The sequence below is a fragment of the Desertibacillus haloalkaliphilus genome (assembly GCF_019039105.1).
In the GTDB taxonomy this organism is placed as follows: domain Bacteria; phylum Bacillota; class Bacilli; order Bacillales; family KJ1-10-99; genus Desertibacillus; species Desertibacillus haloalkaliphilus.
This window is the reverse complement of the sequence record NZ_JAHPIV010000379.1, coordinates 1-369: the sequence shown is the minus strand read 5'-3', so window position 1 is coordinate 369 and position 369 is coordinate 1. Positions and strand designations below refer to the sequence as shown.

The 369-nt window shown below is 55.0% G+C and carries 1 protein-coding gene; it reads left to right on the top strand.

Translation table 11 applies throughout. The features are described from left to right. Positions 1 to 369, top strand: a 369-nt coding sequence (locus KH400_RS30130; RefSeq protein ID WP_217228409.1) for a hypothetical protein, incomplete at both ends; no start/stop codon positions are given.

The window sequence follows — 369 nt, the reverse complement described above, 5'->3', positions numbered from 1 at the left end:
GGGGGGAGGAGGGAAAAAGGGAGGGAAGGAGGGGGAAGGAAAGAAGAGAAAGAGGGAGGGAAGGAAAAGGAGAGGGAAAAGGGAAGGGAAGAGGGAAAGAGGGAGGGGGAGGGAGGAAAGGGAGAGGGAGAAAAAAAGGGGAAGAAAGGGAAAGGAGAAAAGGGAAGAGAAGAAAGAGGGGAAGGAGGGAGGGAGGGAGAAGAGAGGGGGGGAAGGGGGGAAGGAAGAAAAGGGGAGGGGGAGAGGGGAGAGAAAAGAAGGAAAGAAAGAAGAAGGGGGGAAAAGGAAAGGGAAAGAAAGGGGAAAGGGGAGAGGGAGAAGGAGGAAGAGAAGGGGGGGAAAAGAAAGGGGGGAGGAGGGAAAGAAGGA